Annotated in this window: 5 protein-coding genes and 1 tRNA gene; 1 reads left to right on the top strand and 5 read right to left on the bottom strand. The window is 67.4% G+C overall.

The features are described from left to right. Positions 1–61: 61 nt before the first annotated feature. Both GJ693_RS14410 and folK read right to left on the bottom strand, forming a co-directional pair. A tRNA-Lys gene (locus GJ693_RS14410) sits at positions 62–138 on the bottom strand. A 20-nt stretch (positions 139–158) separates the two neighbouring features. Continuing rightward, the gene (gene folK / locus GJ693_RS14405; protein WP_235902946.1) at positions 159–647 is read right to left on the bottom strand and encodes a 2-amino-4-hydroxy-6-hydroxymethyldihydropteridine diphosphokinase; all 489 of its coding nucleotides are present in this window, start codon (positions 645–647) and stop codon (positions 159–161) included. 29 nt (positions 648–676) lie between these two features. Between folK and GJ693_RS14400 the strand changes: the two genes are divergently transcribed. Then, positions 677–1,312: a uracil-DNA glycosylase gene (locus GJ693_RS14400; protein ID WP_156256962.1), complete on the top strand. Its 636-nt coding sequence runs from the start codon at positions 677–679 to the stop codon at positions 1,310–1,312. Here GJ693_RS14400 and GJ693_RS14395 read toward each other — a convergent pair. From GJ693_RS14395 to GJ693_RS14385, 3 genes are all read right to left on the bottom strand, one after another. Then, on the bottom strand, positions 1,309–2,172 hold the full coding sequence (locus GJ693_RS14395) for a nitrilase-related carbon-nitrogen hydrolase (protein ID WP_156256961.1): 864 nt from the start codon (positions 2,170–2,172) through the stop codon (positions 1,309–1,311). The genes GJ693_RS14400 and GJ693_RS14395 overlap by 4 nt on opposite strands. A 43-nt stretch (positions 2,173–2,215) precedes the next feature. Beyond that, a complete protein-coding gene (locus tag GJ693_RS14390; RefSeq protein WP_156256960.1) occupies positions 2,216–3,202 on the bottom strand; it encodes an agmatine deiminase family protein in 987 nt (328 codons plus the stop codon). A gap of 143 nt (positions 3,203–3,345) precedes the next feature. Beyond that, entirely contained in the window at positions 3,346–3,999 is a 654-nt protein-coding gene (locus tag GJ693_RS14385) for an RlmE family RNA methyltransferase (protein ID WP_156256964.1), read from the bottom strand. Between the last annotated feature and the right edge of the window lie 43 nt (positions 4,000–4,042).

Here is a 4,042-nt window from a genome sequence, read left to right as displayed (position 1 = left end):
AGCCAGCCCGGCCGGCCTTGCGCGAGTCCGCGCGCGGCACGCGCGCGGCCGCGCTGCGGCGTGGTGGGTCCTCCGGGACTTGAACCCGGAACCTACCGCTTAAAAGGCGGGCGCTCTGACCGATTGAGCTAAGGACCCCGACGCACGGGCGGCGCACATCAGGCGCGGGGCAGGCCTTTAGGGCGAAGCGCGCGGGCATGCAACTGTCTTGCGGTCAGGCCCAACAGCGGGTGCCGCCAGCTGGGCGCAACGTGCACCAGCGGATCGAGCACGAAGCGCCGTTCTGCCAGCCGCGGGTGCGGCACGACCAGCCGGCCCTGGCGCAGCACGGTTTCGCCAGCGGCCAATATGTCGAGATCCAGCACCCGGTCGCCCCAGCGCCGGCCCGCGCGGCGGCCGAAGTCGCGCTCGATGGATTTGAGGGCGGTGAGCAGGTCCGGCAATGGGCCGTCCCACGCCATCGCCGCCACCGCATTGGCATAGCGCCGGCTGCCCGGCCCGATTGGCGCGGTATCGAAGATGGGCGACACCCGTTCCACCAGGCCCAATTGCGCCAGCGCCGCCAGCGCGGCGCGCACCACGCCGGCCGGCCGGCCATGGCGGCCGTGGCAGCGGTTCGAACCCAGCGCAACGAGGATGATTGCCATATGCGACCAAGCCCCTACAGGCATTGCCGATGACTGACGAGAGCCCCCACCCTGGCACACCTCCAAAGGATTGCGCCCTGTGCCCGCGCCTGGCCGCCTATCGCGCCGAGCAGATCGCCCGTCATCCCGGCTGGTGGAACGCGCCGGTGCCGCCGCTGGGCGATGCGGGGGCGTGGCTCGCCATCGTCGGCTTGGCGCCAGGCCTGAAAGGCGCGAACCGCACCGGCAAGCCGTTCCACGGCGACGAGGCAGGCGCCATGCTGTTTGGCACGTTGGCGGAACTGGGGCTGGCCACCGAAACACCCGAGGGCTGGAGCGCGCCCGGCCTGTTCATCACCAACGCCGTCGCCTGCGCGCCGCCCGGCAACCTGCCCGAAACGGCAGAGAAACACGCCTGCCGGCCGTATCTCGCCGAACAACTGGCCGCCCTGCCCCATCTGAAGGTGGTGGTGGCGCTGGGTGAGACCGCCCACCAGGCCGCGATCAAGGCCATCGGCGGCAAGCTGCCCAAATATCGCTTTGGCCACGGCGTCGTGCACAAATTGCCGTCGGGCGTTTGCCTCGTGGACAGCTATCATTGCAGCCGTCTCAACACCAACACCGGCCTGCTGACGCCGGCGATGTTCAAGGCGGCGCTGGAATCGACGTTGGCCTGGCGGCCCTAGATATCCTGCGCCAGCCGTCCGTATAGATCGGGCCGGCGGTCGCGGAAGAAGCCGAAGGCGGCGCGGTGGCGGGCGGCCAGATCGAGGTTGAAGGTCGCCTTCACCACGCCGGGAGTCTTGTCGTCCAGGTCGTGCACGATGTCGCCACGCTGATCGCAGGCAAAGCTGGTGCCATAGAAGGTCTGGGCGTGCGGCGTGCCGGCCTCTTCGGTGCCGATGCGGTTGCAGGCCAGCACCGGCACAACGTTGGAGACGGCATGGCCCACCATGGCCCGGCGCCACAGCCGGCGCGTGTCGAGATCGGGATCGTGCGGCTCGGTGCCGATCGCGGTGGGATAGAGCAGCACTTCGGCGCCCATCAGCATCATCGCCCGCGCGGTTTCCGGATACCATTGGTCCCAGCAGATGCCGACGCCGATCACGCCCTTCTTGGTGGGCCACACCTTGAAGCCGGTGTTGCCAGGGCGGAAATAGAATTTCTCCTCGTATCCCGGCCCGTCGGGGATGTGGCTCTTGCGGTAGACCCCCATCACGTTGCCGCCATCATCGATCATGGCGAGGCTGTTGTAATGATGATGGCCGTCCTTCTCGAAGAAGGAACAGGGGATATAGGTGCGGGTTTCCAGCGCCACTTCGCGCATGGCGGCGACTGCGGGATGCTTGTCCACCGGCAGGGCGTTGGCGAACAGGCCCTCATCTTCGTGCCGGCAGAAATAATGGCCCTCGAACAATTCCGGCGGCAACACGACGTCCACGCCGTCGGCGGCGGCACGCGCGGCGGCCGCGGTCATGGCGATATCGGCGTCTCGGTTGCCGGAAAAGGCCAGTTGCAGGCCGGCGACGGTGATGGTGCGGGTCATGCCGGGCGCGTTAGCGCAGTTATGTGGCACAGAAAAGGCGCGGCTATTTCGGCTGCTGCTGGGTGATGCAGTGGAAACTGCCGCCACCGGTCAGGATATGGTCGGCGCGCAGGCCGATCACTTCGCGATCGGGGAAGAGCGCGGCGATGGCTTTCACGGCGTCGGGGTCGCTGGCGGTGCCATAAAGCGGCACCACCACCACGGCGTTGGCGATATAGAAATTCATGTGGCTGGCCGGCACGATGTCGCCATCGCGCAGCACCTTGCCGGGCGACGGGATCGGCACGATCTCCAGCCCGAAATCGCCGGCGCGATCCCAGGCGTCTTCATAGACGTCCTTGTTGGGATCATCCGTGCCGGCCGCCACCGGCAGCGCCAGCCGACCAGGCGCCACGAAGCGCGCCAGATTGTCGACATGGCCATCGGTGTGATCGTTCACCAGGCCATCGCCCAGCCAGAGCACCCGGTCGATCCCGAGGTCACGGCGCAGATGGCTTTCCACCTCCACCCGGTCCATCTTGGGGTTGCGATTGGGGTTGAGCAGACATTGTTCGGTGGTGACGGCGAGGCCCGTGCCGTCAACGTCGATGGCCCCACCTTCCAGCACCCAGCCATGCTTGGCCAGCGGCGTCTTCGTGGTGCCGGCAATGAACGCCGCCACACCTTCATCGCCGGGCAGATCATATTTGCCGCCCCAGAAATTGAAGCGGAAACCCGCCGCCGCCAGCCCATGCGCCGATTGCAGGAACAGTGGCCCGGTGTCGCGCAGCCAGATATCGCCAAAGCCATAGTGATGGATGCGCACATTGCTGGACTCTGGGGCGTCACCCAGCATCGCCCGCGCCGCGGCGGCGGCTTCATCATTGGCAACCAGCAGTTCGACGCGCTCACCCCTGGCGATGGCGCGCACCATCGCAGCCACCTCTTCACGGGCCGGGCCAAGATCCTCTTCCCACAGTTCCGCATGGGACGGGAACGCCGTCCAGGTGGCGGCGTGGGCAGTCCATTCTGCCGGTTGTCGCGCCGTCATGCCGTCTTCCCGCTCCCCACTTGCACAAACCCGGACTTGCCACGCTGTTGCCCATCGCGCGGGATGCCGGCTTAAACTGTTGCTGTGGCGATTGATTGCCAGTCAAAATCGGCGCTGGCAACCGTGAAGTGCGACACGCGGCCTCACCCGGCGGCGGCGGGAGGCGGCGGCTTGAAGCCTTGGGCCACCACATACCATTCGCTGGAGCCCTTGCGGCTGGCCGGCGGCTTGACGTGCTTGACCGTGGTGAAATGCTGCCGCAGCGCCGCCGTGAGCTGGCCATCACCGCCGCCGGCCAGCACCTTGGCGACGAAACTGCCACCTGGCCGCAGCAGCCTTGTCGCCATGTCGAGTGCCGCTTCGATCAGGCCCATGGTGCGCAGATGATCGGTCTGCTTGTGGCCCACGGTGTTGGCAGCCATGTCGCTCATCACCAGGTCCGCCGGCCCACCCAGTGTGGCGAGGATCAGCGCCTCGCTGTCCTCATCGGTGATGTCCTTCTGAAACAGATCGACGCCGGGCAGCGGATCGATGGGCAGCAGGTCCATGCCGACGACGCGTGCCTTGGGCCGCTTCTCCTTCACCACCTGGCACCAGCCGCCAGGCGCAGCGCCCAGATCGACGACACGCTCCACACCGGCCAGCATGCCGAAATCGGCATCCAGTTCCTTCAGCTTGAAGGCAGCGCGGCTGCGATAGCCTTGAGCCTTGGCAGCCGCAACGTAAGGATCATTGAGCTGCCGCTCCAGCCAGCGCGTCGATTGCGGCGAGCGGCGCCGGGCGGTCTTCACCCGCACCTTGCCGCCGCGCGACCGGCCGCCGGGGCCGCTGGGACCGGCG

The sequence above is a fragment of the Sandarakinorhabdus oryzae genome (assembly GCF_009733735.1).
Classification (GTDB): Bacteria; Pseudomonadota; Alphaproteobacteria; order Sphingomonadales; family Sphingomonadaceae; genus Sandarakinorhabdus; species Sandarakinorhabdus oryzae.
This window is presented reverse-complemented; position numbering and strand designations above follow the sequence as displayed.

Bases quoted from the DNA above. Each gene is read 5' to 3' on its own strand.
- GJ693_RS14400 (WP_156256962.1), top strand. From the start codon at position 677: ATGACTGACGAGAGCCCCCACCCTGGCACACCTCCAAAGGATTGCGCC.
- folK (WP_235902946.1), bottom strand. From the start codon at position 647: ATGGCAATCATCCTCGTTGCGCTGGGTTCGAACCGCTGCCACGGCCGC.
- GJ693_RS14395 (WP_156256961.1), bottom strand. From the start codon at position 2,172: ATGACCCGCACCATCACCGTCGCCGGCCTGCAACTGGCCTTTTCCGGC.
- GJ693_RS14390 (WP_156256960.1), bottom strand. From the start codon at position 3,202: ATGACGGCGCGACAACCGGCAGAATGGACTGCCCACGCCGCCACCTGG.